Below are 17,922 nucleotides of genomic sequence, written 5' to 3'. Positions count from 1 at the left end.
AGTTACAGGAGTCTTTAAAAATCATGCAAAAGTTAGTCCTTATTTTTTCGACAATATTGCTAGTACAAGGAGTGCCAATAATGGTAGAAGCTCAACAAGTAGGAAGTCCAATTGAACAGGTTGTACAAGCTGGATTGATGACAAAAGATACCAATGGCAATTTTAATGCTGAGGGCATTATTAGTCGTGCTGAATTGGCTTCTATTTTAGTGAGAACCTTTCAATTAGAGCGTCGAAATACAGCGCAAAAACCGGATATTGCTGTACCTGATGTACCTAACTCTTATTGGGGATACAATGCGATCCAAACTGTATTAAAAACGGGAACAATGAGCGGGTATCGAGATGGGCTATTTTTCCCTAATCAAAGGGTAAGCCGTGCGGAAGCTTTGGCAATTTTTGCTCAAGCTTATGGAGTGTTTCAGTTTCCCGAAGAGAATGTTTCTGAGATTTTAGCTAGATATCCCGATGCTGGAGAAATTCCTAGTTGGGCGAGAAAGTCAATGGCGACTGCACTTTATGAAAGGTTTGTGAATATTGAGGGAGGAACTAATAAGATTAATCCTTTGAACCCAATGACTCGCGCGGATATGGCTTATGCGTTGAGTAGGTATTTGGAGAAGCAAGCAAGACCTGGTTCTATTCCTGCCGATCCTGCTCCTAGTGGAAGTAATTCTACTCCTAATCCGGTTAATATTCCGATTCCGGTTCCCGGAACTTGATGCGATTGAGATTATATTACACTCTGCCATTGCAAACGCAGTGAAGCGATCGCAATAGTTATGGGATTGCTTCACTGCGTTTACAATGATAATTATTTACCGTGATTACGAATAGTTAAACAGGACTTACATAAGTAATGTGTAAGTCCTATAAAAGTTAAAACTTTAACTCTAAAATCCGATGTCACAGACACCCTTAAGCCACCGCTTGAATCAGTTGCCACTCATTCTGACAGGGCCAATCTTGCGACGTACAGAAAGCGAGGCTGTTACGGTTTGGCTAGCGCTGAAAGAGGCAAGCGAAGTGACACTCAGGGTTTACGCGACAGTTGAGGGAAAGGGCGAAATCCTTGGTAATTGTATTTTGGAAGGTTCGCGGCAAGCGGTAAAGTTGGGTAAATATCTGTACGTTGTGGCTGTCACCGCTAAGCCTGTGAATGACTACCAACTGGAATCGGGACAAGTTTATGCCTACGACTTGAATTTTAGTTGTGCGCCCCAAAAAAGTTTAAATTGGGCCTTGGGAATTGAGGCTAAAGATGAGGGTTTAGAAACCGGGTTTTTTGATGAAAATACTTCGTTAGAACAAACAGATTCAGTAAAAAACCAGGTTTCTTTGTTCGGAATGCGTAAGTCTTGCCTTAGCTATTTTGACCATCAACTGCCTACTTTTGCCTTACCGCCAGAGGACTTAAATCACCTGCGAATTGTACATGGTTCTTGTCGTAAACCTCACGGAGGAGGGCGCGATGCGTTGCCGATATTGGATGATTTGATTCATGAGTATGCAAGAGAGGCAAATTCTCGACCTCATCAACTTTTTTTAACTGGGGATCAAATTTACGGCGATGATGTGGCAGATCCTTTGTTGTGGGCGGTGACTGAGGCTGGTGATGCACTTTTGGGTTGGGAAGAAAATTTGCCCCTGAATGAGTCTAGTCAGATTCAGGAACAGTTGTATAAAAAACCTTCGGAGTTAAAACCAGGCGATCGCAGCGATATTGCTAGAGATTTTGCCGGCTTTACGGCGATGCTAGTTAATAAACCGGATAAGGCGAAAAGTCATTTGTTTAGCTTGGGTGAATATTATGCCATGTATTTGTTTGCTTGGTCGCCGATACTTTGGCCTGCGGAGTTTCCCAAGGGTAAGGATATTTACTCAAATGCTAAGCAGGCAAAGTTGTGGGATCGCGAGGTTGCAGTCATTGAGGGTTTTAGTCGCGATTTGTGGAGGGTGCGAAGGGCGATCGCCAATATTCCGACTTATACTATCTGTGATGACCACGATGTTAGCGACGATTGGTATCTAAATCGGGAGTGGTGCGATCGCGTACTTAGCAAAGCCTTGGGCCGGCGTACTGTCCAGAATGCAATTCTAGCTTATGCCATATTTCAAGCGTGGGGAAATACGCCAGATCAGTTTGAGGAAGGACAACCAGGAGAGAAACTATTAGTAGCAGCTAAAACTTGGTCGGAGTCGGCGGGTAATGACGAATCCGCCTGGGAAAGTGCGGCTAAATATTTGGGAATTCCGCAGCTAGAACCGGAAACTGGTTTACCTAAATTCAAAGTAGATGAAGATGTTTTGGTTTTAGATCGGGATTATGCTGACGGAACAGAAATTTTAAATTGGCACTACACGATTAGAAGTTTTAAACATGAAGTAATTGTGCTGGATACGCGCACTTGGCGGGGATATCCCAAGAATCATACAACTGAACCGCCCATGCTGTTGTGTCATCTAGGGTTTGAGGAACAAATTCAGCAACCTTTGATCGAAAGCGATCGCCTAAATGAAAGCAACGAAGCTAGTATCGAACTTACACTGGTAGTGCTACCTACAAATCTAGTAAGTTTGTCAATTATTGACATGGTACAGCGGTGGGATATTCAGCAAGGTAAGGTGTTTAATAGCGATGCTGGTGATTCGTGGAACTTTCACGAAATTGGTTTTATAAAGTTATTGACCCAATTGTTTAAGCGGCGCGATCGGATAGTAATTTTGACAGGAGATATTCACTATGCTGCTGCTGTTCGTCTTAACTATTGGTCAAAGCTTGATTTTAGCGAGGATAAATCTAACCTTTCTAATCTTAAGTTAAAAGAAGATTGCAATGTAACTTCTGATAATATAAATTCTGATAATATAAGTTCTCTCGATCGCACTTCAAATAGTAAGTCTTTTGTACTTGCACAACTTACCGCCAGCGCGTTTAAAAATGCTGAGTGGACGACAAATTTTGTCCACACAAAGGCAAAATCTGTGGCTTTAGAACAACCCGAAGACTGGGCCGGCTGGAATTTCCCACCGGAATTGGTGGAAATTGTTGTAACACCAGAAATAGTGCGGGTGTTGGATATTGAGGTTCCCAAAGAAGGGCCAATATTGCGCCAAGTTCAGGGTACTCGTGGTAGTTGCGAAGTAGCTTGGTCAATTGCCATTAAAGATGAAAATTCTTTGCCTGACTGGCGATATCGAATTGAGTGGATTAAACGACAAAAAGCTGAAGTTGCCTCTTGGATAAAAAGGCAACGATTGGGAAAATTTAATCCTAAAAAAAATGAATCTATCTGGTTTAAAAATGTAGAGGATGTGGTGCCATTAATTTGGCGAAATCGTTGGCTGCAAGAGGGAGAACAAATTGTCGGACAGAGCAATTTTGGCTTAGTTTCTTTTCAGTGGCCACAAGGTAATAATCATCAAGAAAAAGCTGTAATTCAAAATGTTTATTGGTATCCAGCATGGGAACCAAATAGTGTGGTTTACAGTAGATATTTTGTATCTTTAGAGTCAGATGAATCGCCACCACTACTACCAAGAATAATTTAACGTGAGTTCGTAAGTTAAACAATGACAATGATCGTCTGATTTCATGGTTCATGTTACCGAACATTTAAAGAATTTTACCGATTACAAGTAATCCCTTTCTGGTGGGTAGCGATCGCCTTTTTTCTTGCTAGATCGTCTATGTAAAATTATCTTGACAAGAATAGTGGAGATTTGGCCAAATACAACCTATTATATATTTAAGCAATTATTCTCAAAAACATAATGGAATACCATAAAATCATCACGATTGAACCGGGAAAACGCAGCGGTAAACCGTGTATCAGGGGAATGCGAATTACTGTGTACGATATCCTGGAGTATCTGGCTGGTGGTATGACAGAGGCAGAAGTTTTAGAAGATTTTTCAGAACTCACTTCGGAAGACATCAAAGCTTGCCTTGCTTTTGCTGCGGATCGCGAGAAAAAATTATTTGTGGCATCCTTGTGAAACTACTATTAGACGAAAACCTATCAGACCGAATTATTCACAGGATAATCGATTTGTATCCCGATTCCGCTCATGTCAAAACCTTGGTACTTACGAATACTGATGATTCAGTTATTTGGGAATATGCAAAGGTAAATGATTTTGTAATTGTTTCCAAGGATTCGGATTTTCATCAACGGAGTTTGCTCTACGGCTATCCACCCAAATTTATCTATCTTCGCATTGGTAACAGTCCAACATCCACGATCGTTCAAATATTGAGAGATAATTTTGATACGATCACCCAATTTTGTAATAGCGAAGTAGAAAGCATCTTGGTATTGGCTTAGTGCGATCGCACTTCCTACGGTATTGAACTTCTAAGATAATCATTTGTTTGTTTTTGAGAGGGAAAACGAACAAATTTATTATTTGGAAGGGGTAGTAAAAAAAGAAAGAAAATTCCCCCTCCCCTTGTAGGGTATGGGGGAGATATCTTTTTCAATCTGCATGAAAAACCAGGTAATTAAGGTGCTAAAGCATTGCCTCTAAGCAAACTACCGATCGTTTTCGCAGTAATTTTCATCTGCACAAACGGATTTGCTGGCACTACTGTTTTATACAAATAGCTATCAAAAGTGAGGCGCTGCACGTCGCGATCGGCGCACATCTCCACAAAAGCTTCGCGGGTGGCATCGGAACGGTAGAACACTCTTTGCAAAATGTCAAGCACTTTGTAAGTAATGCCATATTTCTTATCCCACCGCTTCAGGTAAAGCTTAAGCTCTTCTTCTGTGGGAATGCGAGTACCGTTAGCAGAAATCTCAACTATTGTTTCCGCACACATCCGGCCAGACTTAGCGGCGAAGTAAATGCCTTCTCCAGAAGATTTAGTCACATAACCAGCAGCATCGCCTACGAGGGCAACTCTACCAACTACGCGGCGGGGGCGGGGATGTTCGGGGATTGGATGAGCTTCCACCTTGATAATCTTACCGCCTGCTAATTTTTTAGCGGCGCGGGCTCTGATCCCAGCTTGTAGCTTTTTGATATCAGCTTGATTGACCTTCATCGTACCCGTGCCGACGGCAACGTGGTCGTATTTCGGGAATACCCAAGCGTAGAAATCAGTGGAAACATCGTCACCGACGTACATTTCCGCTAAGTCTTGGTAGTAGTCCATCTTATCTTCTGGGAGGCGGATGCGTTCTTGGAAGGCGATCGCATAATTGTAATCCCCAGCATCAATCGCCTTAGCTACGCGAGAATTAGCACCATCAGCGCCAATTACCAAATCTACCTTCAGATTTTTAATCGTTCCCACTGCATTACCATCGGAGTGGTCAGCATAGTGGATCGTGTAAGCATCAGTACCGTTAGTGGGGATGTCCAGCTTGTGAACAGTACCATTAATCAGCTTAGCCCCCAGAGAGGCGGCTCGATTCCGTAGGAAACTGTCGAGCACTTCCCGACGGCACATCCCAATATATTCATCTGGTTTTTCGATGTTGATGTCTACCTCAATATTTGAGGGAGAAATCATCTTCATCTTTCTTACCTGACGGTCAATAATCTCTTGGGGCAAGTCAAACTCGCTCACCATGCACAGCGGAATTGCGCCGCCGCAGGGCTTAGCATTGTCAAGCTTGCGCTCAATCAAATAAGTTTCAATGCCCGCTTTCACCAGCGTCTCGGCGGCACAGGAACCGGCCGGGCCCGATCCAACAACAGCAACCCGTAGTGTCAAAGCTGTTCTCCCAATCTCTTTTGATATGGTTTCTAAGGTGAGTATGGTATCACAGACTTAGGATTTGCTCTATGGGAAGTTGGCTATTTGTATATGAAATGAAACAGAGCTTAACATCTGGTAACAGGTGGGGCAATTTTCAATTAACAGGGAATTAGCAGATACTAGATTGTAGTTGGTAAGTGGCGATCGCCTGTTCCCTGTCCTCTAACTATTTCAAGCAAAGAATGCAAGCGCCTATCTTCGATTCTGCTGTTCGGCAAATAGCTGTAGCGTCGATTACCGGATACCAAAAGTACATCTCGCCCAAAAAAGGCTTGTCCTGCGCTCACCGAGTGCTGTATGGGGGCGAATCTTGTTCGCAGTATATTAAGGGTGCGATCGCTCAAAGAGGATTGTCACAAGGCCTAAAAGCAGCCCGCCACAGGTTTGCCGCTTGCAAAAATGCCAACAAAATCCTCAAAGCTAGGTATAACAGCCAATCTAATCATGAAAACCCCAACTCCCAGGACAACGATCGAGCCAAATCAGAGAAGGAAACTTCTCGCCGAAATTCTAAGTATCAAAATGATTGCGGAGATACTGCATCAAACTGTAGCAGTGCAGATTGTTCTGGTATGGACTGTAGCGGTGTAGATTATTCTGGTATGGATTGTTGCGATATAGATTGTTCTGGTATGGATTGTTGCGGTGCAGATTGCGGCAGTTGCGGATCTTCCTAAACAAATCACTTATTTGGTAAAATTCAATTTTTCAATTGGCCAAGTAATCAATGGACATGAACAATAAACCTTGTGAAGCAGACAGGAAGCCTGCCATTGACTTACTTTTCTTTTGAACTCTAATACAGAGCTTAAGTAAATCCACCTAATAAAACATAAGATCGGGATGGCTAAAAAGCTGACTGTATAAACATTCTTCCTTCTCTCCTAGATAAGTAAATTTTTCTTCCTTCTTCCTTCTCTCCTAGATAACTAATTCCTTCTTCCTTCTTCCTTCTTCCTTCTACCTTCTACCTTCTACTTAACATCTGGTAACAGTTACGCCCAATTAGGGGAATTAACGGGGGATTGCCCTACTTAAATTGTGCGTTCCCATCGAAACTTCCTTTCAAACTCTTGAATCTGCACATCATTAATACTCGCTTCCCGTCTTCGCATCAATCCATTTTCTGCAAATTCCCACTGTTCATTACCATAAGCCCGATACCAATAATCAGAATCATCATGCCACTCATATTCAAAGCGCACAGAAATACGATTATCGGTAAAACTCCACAGTTCCTTTTTCAAACGATAGTCTAATTCTTTCGCCCATTTTCGTCTTAAGAAAGCCTTAATTTCTTCCCGTCCGCTGAAAAATTCGGCGCGATTTCGCCATTGAGAATCCTCTGTATAAGCTAAAGCTACTCGTTCAGGATCGCTGGTATTCCAAGCATCTTCAGCGGCTTGAACTTTGGCTTTAGCAGTTTCTAAAGTAAAGGGCGGTAGAGGTAGTTTTGTTTCCATAAGATTTGTGAGTTAGCGATCGCAAAAGTTTATCAATCGAATTTATTTCTTCTTCCTTCATCCTTCTTTATTTGATATTCAACGTCCTTGCAATAATCTTTCAGCAGTCAGTTCCAACACCCCCAAAAGAGGAGAATTAATCGCGCGATCGCCTATATAAACCTTTTCTTCATATAAACCCTCAACCCACTCTAATACTGTCACCTGCTGTTGCATCGGGTCAACAATCCAATACTCTAAAATGCCTCGCGAACCATACTCAGAACGTTTATAGCGATAGTCGCGCTTTTCCTGGCGAGGACTTACCACTTCTACTACTAGCAACGGCGGTGGCATATCAATCATAATAGTTGATCTTTTACTTCCCTCCAATGCCGTAGCTAGTTCCTCAGAAAGTACCATTAAATCTGGTAAGCGAGTTGTTGCCCGCGAACCACTGACCACAATTTCAGCCCCAATTCTCAACCGATAAGATGGAATACCCTGTTGTGCAAAGTACACTAATAGAAAGATCGCAACTCGCTGGTTCAGATCGCTTTCTGGAGGCATAACAATCAGTTCTCCATTTTCTAGTTCGTACCGGGTATCTGTATCATCATCAAAATTGAGGTATTCCTCAAGGCTCATTTTTTTGGATGCAACAGTCATGGCAACCACGCCTCCTGTTAAGTAAGGATAGTTTAAGTATTCCACAAGTTAACTTGATTTAGTTAAAATTATATCATCTATTTAACGCCCTTGCAATAATCTTTCCGCCGTCAGTTCTAACATCCCAAATAGAGGAGAATCAAGCGACATATCACCTATATAAACCTTTTCTTCATATAAACCCTCAACCCACTCTAATACTGTCACCCCCTGTTGCATCGGGTCAACAATCCAATATTCTAAAATTCCTCGCGAAGCATACTCAGAACGTTTATAGCGATAGTCACGATTTTCCTGGCGAGGACTTACCACTTCTACTACTAGCAACGGCGGTGGCATATCGATCGTAATAGTGGATCTTTTGGTTCCCTCCAATGCCGTAGCTAGTTCTTCAGAAAGCACCATTAAATCTGGTAAGCGAGTCGTTGCGCGTGAACCATTGACCACGATTTCAGTTTTCATTGTCAATCGGTATGGTGGAATACCTTGTTGTGCAAAGTAAATTAATAAAAACATGGCAATTCGGCGATTGAGTTCGCTTTCTGGAGGCATAACAATTAGTTCTCCATTTTCCAGTTCATATCGGGTATCTGTATCATCATCAAAATTGAGGTATTCTTCAAGACTCATTTTTTTGGATGCAACAGTCATAGCAAGCAAGCCTCCTGTAAGGATAATTTAATTTTTCTACAAGCTAACTTGATTTATTTGAGCAATTATATCATATCTGGTAAATTAGTTGCGATCTACAGGACTTAATCACGGTTTATGTAACGCCGCCATCTTGGCGGTAACAATACCGCCAAGATGGCGGCGTTACGTAGTTTTTTTGAGTTATGGAAATTAACGCAAAAGTGCAGATAAATCTAGGGAATCTTGGGTTTGTAAAAATGTTAAAAGTCGAGTGGCTATACGAGCGACACCACCCTTAACATTAGACTCAATATTCAACGGCATAACTGGATCGTGTAATGACAAACGCAACAAAAACCAGCCATCTTCATTGGTTGAATTACAAGAAATTCGCACGCCTTCGTAGTTATTAGGAACGATTGTCCAGTCTTTCTGCATGGCTGCAAATTCTTGTAGCTTTTCAATCACACTATTACCGTGAGACTTGAAGTCATCAACACCAATTTTAATCCGAAACTCTACACTTTCTTCTGGTTCCTTTAAATTGGCAATTAAATCGGGTAAAGATTGATTAGCTAGCTTTGATTTAGCCAATTCAATCAATAGTTTGCTAACTAGGTAAGCGCCATCATCCAGAAAGTAATTTTCTTGCAATGCACCGTGTCCAGAAGTTTCAATGGCTAACCATGATTCCTGTCCGCTTTGATTGAGGCGAATCGATTCATCAATCACATTTTTGTAGCCGCGTTTAAAGCGATGGTGAATCCCTTTTAAATCCTGTTCAATGAATTGCGTTAAACCATCAGATGTGATAGAATCGGTGACAATCGTAGAGCCAGGATGCTCTTTTAATATAATCGCAGAAATCAAGGCAATTAAGCGATTGCGATTAAGTTCTTTCCCGGTTCTATCGACGGCAGCGCTGCGATCGACATCGGTATCAAAAATAATCCCAAAATCTGCTTGATGTTTAATTACTGCTTGACAAATTGACTGCATTGCTGCTTTATCTTCAGGATTTGGTACGTGATTGGGGAAAGTACCATCAGGATCTAAAAATTGACTGCCTGTGGTGTCTGCGCCTAAAGGTTTTAACACTTTATCGACATAGAATCCTCCGGCACCATTGCCAGCATCGACGACAATTTTTAATCCGGTTAGTGGTTGCTCAAAATTAGCGGGATGATTGACTGCTTTCCTGATTTTGGTGACAAATTGGTTGGCATAAACTGAGATAAAATCATGCTTGGTAATTTTGCCTGGGGTGGGGGATGACGGAAAATTATTGTTGACAGCTAATGCTAAGATATCAGTAATATCTTTTTTTTGTAACCCTCCTTGGGCAGTAAAAAACTTTAAGCCGTTACGATTAAAAGGTAAATGACTGGCGGTTAGCATAATCGCACCGTCGCAACTAAAACCAGGGGTAATGGTGCTCATAAACATTGCTGGAGTTGAAGCCATTTCAAAATCATAAACTTGGCTACCAACTGAGGCGATACCTTCCATGACTGCCTGCATTAAAACTGGCCCAGATAGGCGACTGTCGCGGCCGAGGGAGATGGTTAATTCTGCTGCTGGTTTGTTAATTTTTTGGGTTAGCCAATAGACAAATGCTTTACCTAAAATTGTCGCAATTTCGGGGGTAAGGTTGACTTTTTCTTCGGGAATGCCTTCGAGGGCGATTCCGCGAATATCGGAGCCATTTTGGAGTTTTGTCCAGTTGAAGTTTTGCATGATTGCTGATGGTAATATTATGGTGGTAGATTTGGTATAATATGTTATTTTACAGCAAACTTTGATATTAAATTGTTACATTTGTTGCCATTGATAGGAAGTAAGTATAAGTCGATCGTTAAGAATTTGAAGATTTTTATTTTTGTAGCCAATCAATTAAACGAGTTTTTATTTGTATTAATCGTTCGTTTGAAATACTTCCTAGACGGGCATTAACAACCGATGATTCAACAGTTGCTAATCGTCCTAATCTAACAACAGAAGCAACTTTAAGACCAGTGGCTATATAGTCAGGGTCTGTTAAATCTATTATTTCGTCAAATCCTGCTGTTGCTCGATCGATGCGTGAGGAAACTAAAGCTAATAATAAATCAGGATGGCGACTAGGTGCAATGGCGATTACCAATGCGGGACGAAGTTTTCCTTGTTTCAAGTCAGCTTGAGGAAAACGAATTAATACAATATCACCCGGTTTCATGGTTGATAGATTTCTTTAGCATCTTCTAAGGAATATTCAATCTCATCATCTTCTCGGAAAAGTTGTGTTAATGAAAGGTCTTGCCACTGCGTACTTTGCCAGTCAGTGTATTCTGATGTTGCTATTTTCTCTTGGGCCGTTATAGATAGGGTAAAGTTTGCGATTTGTTCAATAATATGATCTGGTAAGCTATCAATCTGTTGATGTAGTTGTTCGCGGGTAGTGGCAGACATAAAGAAAAATTCCTCATTAAATTTGTTTATTTATGGTCACAATACCGGATGTTAGTTAGTTGTCGATCCTCCCCTAACTTCTCTTGATATCTCATTATAGCAAGATCGCTTAGGTATAAAGTATTCTTAGGCGTTACGGTGACAAAGTTTTTTAATCCAATTCTGAGGATTTTAAACCTGTCACCGCTGAAATTAATATCTCATCTTTTAGTCGCGTTCAATGCTATAAATTGCCTCTAACCGGAATTCACCATGAGCAGGTACTTCCACAATATCCGTCGCCGCATTGGTTGTTTCTACGCAGATTAAACGCTGATAATCGAGATCGTCAAGGTCGGCCATATTTGCAGAAATTGTTACCCAGGGATTCCAAACTACGGCGGATTTGCTACCAGAGGATTTAATGCGAATCCGACGATTGAGGGAGGCATCGTCAATGACTAATTCATTGGTAACATTGAGATAGATTCGATCTACTTCACCTGCGATCGCGATCGCACCCACTTGAGTTTTTTCTTTACCACCATCAACCTTATCTTGATACTGGGTATTTTCTAATCCCAAAACCTGCACGCGGTTGATATCGCCGACTTGGAAATAGGTGTGGAAAGCTTGGGTGAGGGGAAAGGCTTTGTCGCCTAGATTCCGGGTAATTAATTCTACAGTAAGGGTGGTGCCAACGGTAATGGCGATCGCCAGTTCAAAGGCTTGGGGCCAAATTGCTCTAGTTTCCTGGGTATCCTTAAGTCCTAGAATGACTTGGGTTGCGCCGTCTGTGGTGGTGGCGGTGTTGATGACATTCCAGAGGCGATTCCGCACGAATCCATGACTGGGACGGCCCAAACCTTCGGGATCGGGGCCAAACCAGGGCCAACAGATGGGAATACCGCCTTTGATCGCTTTCCCCTCAGCGTAGTAAGCTTTTTCACTCAGGAACATCAAATCTGTGGGTTCGGTGGCGGGTTGGAAGGACAAGACTTGGCCGGAATATACAGAAATCAAGGCTTTGGCTTGGCCGTTGTCGATGCGAATCGTCGGAAAACCACCGTTCCCAGCGGCGAAAGTGAGGTGGCCGGGAATGCCGTAATCGGTGTTTAATTTGTCAATACTCATGGAGTCGGCCTGGTGAACTGCTTCCCAATTATCTGATAGTATGGCGGCGGGATTTTTTGGGATTGTTGAGTTTGACTATATTTTGAGGGTGTGCGATCGCACCACTATATTCTTAAAATTCTTTTAATCAATATCTCCCTTTTCCCTTCTTCCTTCATCCTTCTTCCTTCGCGATCGCCCCACAAAAAAACTCAACTCCTGTCTATACTTGCTACGTGCAATTATGATATAAAACTACCAAGAATCTACCAGATAATCGGTGATTCTCTTTCCAAGCGTCCTCCTTATTCCTCCTTCCTTTAAAAATGGGCATCCTCGTTGAGAACGTATCCAAAAATTTTGGCAGCTTCCAAGCTGTCGATCGAGTAAACCTTGAGATTAAATCGGGTTCTTTAGTTGCGCTGCTGGGGCCGTCAGGATCGGGTAAATCAACTCTGCTACGGCTGATCTCAGGTTTAGAGATGCCTGAATCTGGTAAAATCTGGCTCACAGGTCAAGATGCGACCTATCAAAACGTCCAAGAACGGAATATTGGCTTTGTATTTCAGCACTACGCCCTATTTAAGCACATGAGCGTGCGGAAAAATATCGCCTTTGGGCTGGAACTTCAGAAGCGACCCCGTGCAAAGGTAAAAGCGCGAGTAGAAGAATTATTAGACTTGATTCAATTGCAAGGATTAGGCGATCGCTATCCCTCCCAACTTTCCGGGGGCCAACGCCAACGAGTCGCCCTTGCCAGAGCCCTAGCAGTTGAACCCAAAGTATTGCTATTAGATGAACCTTTTGGAGCCCTTGATGCCAAAGTTCGCAAAGATTTACGGGCCTGGTTGCGGCGACTCCATGATGAAGTTCATGTTACCACAGTTTTTGTCACCCACGACCAAGAAGAAGCGATGGAAGTCGCCGATGAAATTGTCGTAATGAACAAAGGCAAAGTCGAACAAATCGGTACGCCAGCAGATATTTATGACCGACCAGCTAGTGCTTTTGTGATGAGTTTTATTGGGCCAGTGAACGTATTACCTAGCAGTTCTGGGATTTTCCAAAGTAGCGGTTTTGACTCAGCTAACCCAGAAATTTTCTTGCGTCCTCACGATGTGGTGATTGAAACAAAACAAGATGAATTGACAGTACCAGCCAAAGTTAACCGCGTCATTCATTTAGGCTGGGAAATTCAAGCGGAATTAATTTTAGATGACGGGCAAGTAGTCACGGCTAACCTGACACGAGAGCGATTTGATCAGTTACAATTACAGGCGCAACAACAGGTTTATATTAAGCCGAAAGATGCCAAGTCTTTTCCACTTTACTATTCGATTTAATAGACATAAAGAGGAATTAATGTTTGATTATGATTGACCACGATCGCTTATTTAAAGAACTACTGACCACCTTCTTTGTGGAATTTTTGGAGTTGTTTTTTCCAGAGGTAGCTAGATATCTAGAACCAAGTACGCTGGAGTTTTTAGACAAAGAAGTGTTTACAGATATCACATAGGGCGATCGTTATGAAGCTGACTTAGTTGCCAAAATCAAATTTCGGACTCAGGAGACTTTCTTTCTGATCCATGTTGAAAGCCAAGCTCAATATCAAGCGAACTTTAGCAAGCGGATGTTTCGCTACTTTTCCCGCTTGTATGAGAAACACGATTTACCTGTATATCCCATCGCTTTATTTTCCTACGATACCCCGCGATCGCCTCAACCCAGCCGCCATCAAGTAACTTTTCCAAATAAACTTGTTTTGGATTTCAATTATGATATAATCCAATTAAATCGCCTGAATTGGCGAGATTTTTTGCAGCAGCAAAATCCAGTAGCCAGTGCGCTAATGGCGAAAATGAACATCGCTCCCCAAGAGCGTCCAAGAGTGAAGTTAGAATGTTTGCGCTTGCTGGCAACTTTACGCTTAAACCCGGCAAAAATGAAGCTAATTTCGGGGTTTATTGACACTTATTTACGCCTGAACTCTGAAGAAGAAAGTCTGTTAGAATCTGAGATTGCTAGAATAGAACCAGCTCAGCAAGAGGTAGTTATGGAAATCGTCACCAGTTGGATGGAAAGAGGTATAGAACAAGGAAAGCAATCAGAAGCTTTGGCGTTAATCTTGCGCCAACTTCCGCGCCGCATCGGTGCTGTAAATCCTGAGTTGCAGGGAACTATTCGCTCTTTACCAGTTTCGCAGTTAGAAGAATTAGCAGAAGCACTGCTCGATTTTTCACATGAAGCAGATTTAATTGCTTGGTTACAGCAAATTTCTGGTGATTCGTCAGTACAAAATTGATGTAAAAATCTGATGAAGATGTAGTGCGATGCAGATTACAAAAAGCTGGCGATCGTTCTTTAAAAATGACCACCAGCATTATTAGTAAATTTACCTGACACCTTCAATAATTGTCACCTTTAAGCCTGCTATTAGCGGTAAATATTCCACAAAAAATTAGCCTTACAGAAGTGACAAAATTGAAATTACTTCACTCCTTAGTCTTTTTTACCAGTAATATTTTCGACAACATTCTTCACCTGTTCCTCAAAAGAGGTAGCATTAGTGTTTGAAGCATTTTTCATCTTGTCAATGTCAGCGTCGCCTTGAATTTCATTAGGGCCTGCATTAGCTTTGTCCTGAGTTTCTTGTAGATCCATAGGTTGCTTCAGAACTGCCTTTTGTGCTTGCTTTTCAATTCCTAAAAGTTGATCCTCACCTTTGGTAGGATTGCTGGTAACGGCAACAGCAGGGAAAGCATTAAATACAAACAGCATGGCGCAAATACAAAAAACTGCCAAGGTGCGAACTAGACGTTGCACAGGGAAGTTGAATTTGATAGATGACATACAAAGATTCTCCATATTTTATTAGAGGTTTACATAGTAGATCGTTAACAGGTTTAGAGTTAACTAAATCCCGAACAATTTCGATCTCAATCTTGGTCAGATATAAGATACAATCTACTTGTAGCCCACAAATTTGAACTGATCTATTTGTAACCAATAAAGCCCAGAAGAGAAATCCTCCCAAGGGAATATTTAGGGTTTCCCCCGCAATAGGTAGCTATTAAGAGGTTTATATCTACTTAGAGCGATCGTAGAATAGAGTTAAAATCAGGCAATTGATTATTCGCGAGCATACTATTAACCCAACTAGCGGCAGCTAATCCAGAATTCAAAGCTCCTTCTATTTGATTTCCCCCGCACCAATCGCCAGCACAAACTAGAGGGAGTGGAGTCATCGCCGGTAAACAAGATATAGATAAAGGATGTTGACAAAAAGCATAGCGCCACCGATGAACTTGCAACCATTCGGGAGCGGAAAGCCAAGGCATTAGATATTCCCCTGCACGTTCTAGTAACTGTTGACCAACAAGTTGTAAATTAGGAGATTCTAAATAATTTTCTGCGAAAGTAGCGCTACTTTGGACAACAAATACAGGCTGTTGCGACTCTTGACGCTTGCTGCTATCTAAACCAATCCAAGCTAAAGGTGAATCGCCTATAAAACTAATAGCTTTCCAGGCTGGATTTAGCTTAGCTAAATCTTGCTGTCGTTCCAGTGGATAACCTGCCATTACTGTTATGCAGGATCCATACTCGATAGAGCGCAATGTGTCAATAAACTCTGAGGGTAAATTCTTTGTTTCTGTCAGCAGCATCAAAACTTGGGAGGCTGGAATTGCGACAACAACAGCCTTAGCTGTTAATTCTTGGGGATATTCATTTTCGCCTAATATTTCCAGCGTAAGATGCCAAGTTTTACTATCTGTGGTATTGAGAGCTATGGCACGGCGAGTAAACCAAATTTCGAGATCGTTGGCCAAAAATTTGCCTATGCAGTTCATTCCTGCTGGAGGCACATACCGATTTTGGGATGGGGAGAATGGGGAGTGGAGGAGACTGGAAGCGGGAGAGGTTGGGCTCGATTTAACTTCCCCATCTCTGACTCTAAATTCATAAACCGTATCAGTCCAGACTTCGAGGATGTGGCGATCGCGCATAATCTCAATAAGCTGCTGCACCATTTCCCCTTGCCGTTCCAGATAACGAGCGCCATGATCCGTTCTAGTGGCGTGCAAACGGCGAGTAGCGACTCGTCCCCCCGCACCGCGAGATTTCTCAATTACAGCGACAGAATAGCCTGCTTGACGCAACTGTTGAGCGCAAATCAGCCCCGCCATTCCTGCCCCAATCACGGCAATATCAAATAAAGGTAATCGAGCGTCCATTTTTAGAGGCGGCATAAGATGAACTACCAAAGTAGAATAAGGGACAGCAATAATCTGTGGGTAATGGAGGGCGTAAATCTTGGACGAACTGAGAGCAGCACTGGAATTGGCAACAGAGGAGGAATTGCAGCAGCTAACAGAACTTCTGTTCAGCCGCAGGTTTAACCCCTTAGATTATGTACATACTCCTGCACCGATAGACGTACAGAGTCGCGATCGCGAAGCTTGGCTAGATGCCATAGAACAGCGATTCCGCTATCTCGCCGCCGATGGGTTAACAGTATTGCGGGGTCGCACCCACCAAGTCACTTATCGGCAAGCTCTCATTCAAGTTTGCCGCTACATCAAAATTCCTTACTCCAAAAAGCTCTCGACAACAGAGTTAGAGGAAGAAGTATTTCTGTTTTTGATGGGAAGGGCCTGGAAACGCCTACCACAATCAGAACAGGAAGTTTTGACACTGCGGGTAGTGCGATCGCTAAAAGAGTCCAAACTCTCGGAACCCCTGCCAATTTCAGTACAGAAAGACCCCTTAGCTTTACTCGTTAAAGGTGGCAGTGCTTTGGCAGTGAGTTCTATACTCAAACAGGTGATTCTACAACACATGGCGCGTCAGTTTGCGCTGCACTTTGCCACCTATCAAATGGCAAAAGAAGCCGCGATCGCAGGTGGAGCAGCCGCAGCAACCCAGTTTCAGAATTATATGGCAATTCAGACCGCTCGCCAAGGCATGACTGCAAGTGCGGCCCGTTATGGAGCCGCTAGAAGTGTCTTTGCATTTTTGGGGCCAGTAATGTGGACTTGGTTTTTCGCAGATTTAGGATGGCGATCGATTTCTACTAACTATGGTCGTATTATCCCGACTATCTTTGCCTTAGCTCAAATTCGCCTCACCCGTTCAGAATATACCTGGGGAACAGCATGAGAATTAAAAGTTAAAAATTAAAAATTAAAAATTGAGGGATCGCAGTTTTTAATTTTTAATTTTACGATAAAGTTAACGGTTAACGGTTAACGGTTAACAGTTAACAGTTAACAGTTAACAGTTAACAGTTAACAATTTATGACTTCACTGCGAGTATAATTGAAATTATGACTGCGGAACGCCGCTTGCAAATTGCTTGGAAGTATGCACAGTTAGGGCTTCTAATTTTCCCTTTAATTCCCATTTTAGGAGCCTTGGGTATTTTCTTAGGTTTAGTGGCCACTTGGAAACAAAAGTTTCACCAAATTGTCCGCCGTCCCATCAATCAAGGACTCGCTCTTCTCAGTATTTGGCTAATTATTACCGCTAGTTTTGCCCACAACCGCCTAGAAGCTTTTTTAGGATTAGGAAATTTCTTCCCTTTCTTTATATTCTTTGCCGTATTTAGCACTTTAATTCAAACTTCGGCTCAATTAAGGCGATTATCTTGGATTATAGTAATTACCTCAATTCCCGTAGTAACTTTAGGGTGGGGACAGCTATTTTTCAATTGGAATACTCCCGTTCAATTACAAGGCATTTTCGGGTGGATATTGGAAATCAAAGGTAATCCCCCTGGACGAATGTCTTCTGTATTTATGTATGCCAATATCCTGGCTTGCTATCTAACAATTGTTTTTATTCTTGGTCTAGGATTATGGTTTG

19 protein-coding genes and 1 pseudogene are annotated in these 17,922 nt (G+C 42.3%); 10 read left to right on the top strand and 10 right to left on the bottom strand.

The annotated features are described in order from the left end of the window. The 4 genes from OSCI_RS04105 to OSCI_RS04090 form a co-directional block, all read left to right on the top strand. A partial coding sequence (locus OSCI_RS04105; protein ID WP_234708700.1) for an S-layer homology domain-containing protein occupies window positions 1–722 on the top strand: 722 nt, incomplete at its 5' end. A 181-nt stretch (window positions 723–903) separates the two neighbouring features. After that, window positions 904–3,552 carry a hypothetical protein gene (locus tag OSCI_RS04100; protein ID WP_007353602.1) on the top strand — a complete coding sequence of 883 codons (2,649 nt, stop codon included), beginning with the start codon at window positions 904–906 and terminating at the stop codon, window positions 3,550–3,552. 222 nt (window positions 3,553–3,774) lie between these two features. Then, window positions 3,775–3,999: a DUF433 domain-containing protein gene (locus OSCI_RS04095; RefSeq protein WP_007353601.1), complete on the top strand. Its 225-nt coding sequence runs from the start codon at window positions 3,775–3,777 to the stop codon at window positions 3,997–3,999. Further along, the gene (locus OSCI_RS04090) at window positions 3,996–4,328 is read left to right on the top strand and encodes a DUF5615 family PIN-like protein (RefSeq protein ID WP_007353600.1); all 333 of its coding nucleotides are present in this window, start codon (window positions 3,996–3,998) and stop codon (window positions 4,326–4,328) included. Before OSCI_RS04095 ends, OSCI_RS04090 begins: the two co-directional genes overlap by 4 nt. Window positions 4,329–4,504: 176 nt before the next feature. Here OSCI_RS04090 and chlP read toward each other — a convergent pair whose 3' ends face one another. Next, window positions 4,505–5,725 (bottom strand): geranylgeranyl reductase, encoded by a 1,221-nt coding sequence (gene chlP, locus OSCI_RS04085; RefSeq protein ID WP_007353599.1) that lies wholly within the window; start codon window positions 5,723–5,725, stop codon window positions 4,505–4,507. Window positions 5,726–5,952: 227 nt separating this feature from the next. Between chlP and yidD the strand changes: the two genes are divergently transcribed. Next, window positions 5,953–6,447 (top strand): membrane protein insertion efficiency factor YidD, encoded by a 495-nt coding sequence (gene yidD, locus OSCI_RS04080; protein ID WP_007353598.1) that lies wholly within the window; start codon window positions 5,953–5,955, stop codon window positions 6,445–6,447. A gap of 357 nt (window positions 6,448–6,804) precedes the next feature. Here yidD and OSCI_RS04075 read toward each other — a convergent pair whose 3' ends face one another. The 7 genes from OSCI_RS04075 to OSCI_RS04045 all read right to left on the bottom strand — a co-directional run bounded on the left by OSCI_RS04075 (window position 6,805) and on the right by OSCI_RS04045 (window position 12,075). Continuing rightward, entirely contained in the window at window positions 6,805–7,233 is a 429-nt protein-coding gene (locus OSCI_RS04075) for a DUF1348 family protein (RefSeq protein ID WP_007353597.1), read from the bottom strand. A 78-nt stretch (window positions 7,234–7,311) separates the two neighbouring features. Next, window positions 7,312–7,881: a Uma2 family endonuclease gene (locus tag OSCI_RS04070; RefSeq protein WP_019487537.1), complete on the bottom strand. Its 570-nt coding sequence runs from the start codon at window positions 7,879–7,881 to the stop codon at window positions 7,312–7,314. 81 nt (window positions 7,882–7,962) lie between these two features. Continuing rightward, complete coding sequence (locus OSCI_RS04065; RefSeq protein ID WP_007353595.1) at window positions 7,963–8,532, bottom strand: Uma2 family endonuclease; 570 nt, start codon at window positions 8,530–8,532, stop codon at window positions 7,963–7,965. A gap of 192 nt (window positions 8,533–8,724) precedes the next feature. Then, window positions 8,725–10,251: a phosphomannomutase/phosphoglucomutase gene (locus OSCI_RS04060; protein ID WP_007353594.1), complete on the bottom strand. Its 1,527-nt coding sequence runs from the start codon at window positions 10,249–10,251 to the stop codon at window positions 8,725–8,727. Between the two features lie 136 nt (window positions 10,252–10,387). Then, the gene (locus OSCI_RS04055; protein WP_007353592.1) at window positions 10,388–10,729 is read right to left on the bottom strand and encodes a type II toxin-antitoxin system PemK/MazF family toxin; all 342 of its coding nucleotides are present in this window, start codon (window positions 10,727–10,729) and stop codon (window positions 10,388–10,390) included. After that, a complete protein-coding gene (locus tag OSCI_RS04050; RefSeq protein ID WP_007353591.1) occupies window positions 10,726–10,962 on the bottom strand; it encodes a hypothetical protein in 237 nt (78 codons plus the stop codon). The genes OSCI_RS04055 and OSCI_RS04050 overlap by 4 nt, the downstream gene beginning before the upstream one ends. A 207-nt stretch (window positions 10,963–11,169) precedes the next feature. Then, on the bottom strand, window positions 11,170–12,075 hold the full coding sequence (locus tag OSCI_RS04045) for a D-hexose-6-phosphate mutarotase (protein ID WP_007353590.1): 906 nt from the start codon (window positions 12,073–12,075) through the stop codon (window positions 11,170–11,172). Between the two features lie 305 nt (window positions 12,076–12,380). Between OSCI_RS04045 and OSCI_RS04040 the strand changes: the two genes are divergently transcribed. From OSCI_RS04040 to OSCI_RS04035, 3 genes are all read left to right on the top strand, one after another. After that, window positions 12,381–13,397, top strand: coding sequence for a sulfate/molybdate ABC transporter ATP-binding protein (locus OSCI_RS04040; RefSeq protein WP_007353589.1), 1,017 nt, complete (start codon window positions 12,381–12,383; stop codon window positions 13,395–13,397). A gap of 23 nt (window positions 13,398–13,420) precedes the next feature. After that, the gene (locus OSCI_RS32210; protein WP_155523407.1) at window positions 13,421–13,573 is read left to right on the top strand and encodes a hypothetical protein; all 153 of its coding nucleotides are present in this window, start codon (window positions 13,421–13,423) and stop codon (window positions 13,571–13,573) included. A 114-nt stretch (window positions 13,574–13,687) separates the two neighbouring features. Continuing rightward, the gene (locus OSCI_RS04035; RefSeq protein WP_007353587.1) at window positions 13,688–14,359 is read left to right on the top strand and encodes a DUF4351 domain-containing protein; all 672 of its coding nucleotides are present in this window, start codon (window positions 13,688–13,690) and stop codon (window positions 14,357–14,359) included. Window positions 14,360–14,556: 197 nt separating this feature from the next. Here OSCI_RS04035 and OSCI_RS04030 read toward each other — a convergent pair whose 3' ends face one another. Both OSCI_RS04030 and OSCI_RS04025 read right to left on the bottom strand, forming a co-directional pair. Next, window positions 14,557–14,907 (bottom strand): hypothetical protein, encoded by a 351-nt coding sequence (locus OSCI_RS04030; protein WP_007353586.1) that lies wholly within the window; start codon window positions 14,905–14,907, stop codon window positions 14,557–14,559. A gap of 239 nt (window positions 14,908–15,146) precedes the next feature. Further along, a complete protein-coding gene (locus tag OSCI_RS04025) occupies window positions 15,147–16,307 on the bottom strand; it encodes an NAD(P)/FAD-dependent oxidoreductase (RefSeq protein ID WP_007353584.1) in 1,161 nt (386 codons plus the stop codon). A gap of 64 nt (window positions 16,308–16,371) precedes the next feature. Between OSCI_RS04025 and OSCI_RS04020 the strand changes: the two genes are divergently transcribed. Beyond that, entirely contained in the window at window positions 16,372–17,217 is an 846-nt protein-coding gene (locus tag OSCI_RS04020; RefSeq protein ID WP_007353583.1) for a YaaW family protein, read from the top strand. 167 nt (window positions 17,218–17,384) lie between these two features. Beyond that, window positions 17,385–17,922, top strand: a pseudogene (locus tag OSCI_RS04015) (polymerase); the annotation flags it as partial.

This window comes from Kamptonema sp. PCC 6506, from assembly GCF_000180455.1.
In the GTDB taxonomy this organism is placed as follows: Bacteria; Cyanobacteriota; Cyanobacteriia; order Cyanobacteriales; family Microcoleaceae; genus Kamptonema; species Kamptonema formosum.
Note: the sequence above shows the minus strand (reverse complement) of the source record. Positions and strands in the feature narration are given on the sequence as shown.

Coding starts and splice junctions, on each gene's coding strand:
- OSCI_RS04100 (WP_007353602.1), top strand. CDS start 904: ATGTCACAGACACCCTTAAGCCACCGCTTGAATCAGTTGCCACTCATT.
- OSCI_RS04095 (WP_007353601.1), top strand. CDS start 3,775: ATGGAATACCATAAAATCATCACGATTGAACCGGGAAAACGCAGCGGT.
- yidD (WP_007353598.1), top strand. CDS start 5,953: ATGCAAGCGCCTATCTTCGATTCTGCTGTTCGGCAAATAGCTGTAGCG.
- OSCI_RS04075 (WP_007353597.1), bottom strand. CDS start 7,233: ATGGAAACAAAACTACCTCTACCGCCCTTTACTTTAGAAACTGCTAAA.
- OSCI_RS04070 (WP_019487537.1), bottom strand. CDS start 7,881: ATGACTGTTGCATCCAAAAAAATGAGCCTTGAGGAATACCTCAATTTT.
- OSCI_RS04065 (WP_007353595.1), bottom strand. CDS start 8,532: ATGACTGTTGCATCCAAAAAAATGAGTCTTGAAGAATACCTCAATTTT.
- OSCI_RS04060 (WP_007353594.1), bottom strand. CDS start 10,251: ATGCAAAACTTCAACTGGACAAAACTCCAAAATGGCTCCGATATTCGC.
- OSCI_RS04055 (WP_007353592.1), bottom strand. CDS start 10,729: ATGAAACCGGGTGATATTGTATTAATTCGTTTTCCTCAAGCTGACTTG.
- OSCI_RS04050 (WP_007353591.1), bottom strand. CDS start 10,962: ATGTCTGCCACTACCCGCGAACAACTACATCAACAGATTGATAGCTTA.
- OSCI_RS04045 (WP_007353590.1), bottom strand. CDS start 12,075: ATGAGTATTGACAAATTAAACACCGATTACGGCATTCCCGGCCACCTC.
- OSCI_RS04040 (WP_007353589.1), top strand. CDS start 12,381: ATGGGCATCCTCGTTGAGAACGTATCCAAAAATTTTGGCAGCTTCCAA.
- OSCI_RS04035 (WP_007353587.1), top strand. CDS start 13,688: ATGTTTCGCTACTTTTCCCGCTTGTATGAGAAACACGATTTACCTGTA.
- OSCI_RS04030 (WP_007353586.1), bottom strand. CDS start 14,907: ATGTCATCTATCAAATTCAACTTCCCTGTGCAACGTCTAGTTCGCACC.
- OSCI_RS04025 (WP_007353584.1), bottom strand. CDS start 16,307: ATGCCGCCTCTAAAAATGGACGCTCGATTACCTTTATTTGATATTGCC.